Annotated in this window: 1 pseudogene; it reads left to right on the forward strand. The window is 58.6% G+C overall.

The features are described from left to right. A pseudogene (locus tag SB816_RS33835) lies at positions 1–249 on the forward strand ((Fe-S)-binding protein); the annotation flags it as partial.

Consider the following 249-nt stretch of genomic DNA (forward strand, 5'->3'; position numbering starts at 1 on the left):
CACACCGTGCGCCGCAACACCTACGAACTCGTCGAATTCATTCACGACGTCTTGCAGGTGCGCGAATTTCCGTGGGCGTCGTTTCCTCACAAGGTCGGGCTGCACAATAGTTGTGGCACGCTGCGCGCGCTGCGGACCGCGAGCATGTCGGAAATCGACGAACCCTTCTTTTCGAAACCGCTCGCGCTGCTGAACAACGTCGCAGGCATCGAGTTCATCAAACCCGATCGTCCCGATGAATGCTGCGGT

The sequence above is a fragment of the Achromobacter sp. SIMBA_011 genome (genome assembly GCF_046535435.1).
GTDB classification, from domain to species: Bacteria; Pseudomonadota; Gammaproteobacteria; order Burkholderiales; family Burkholderiaceae_B; genus Achromobacter; species Achromobacter dolens.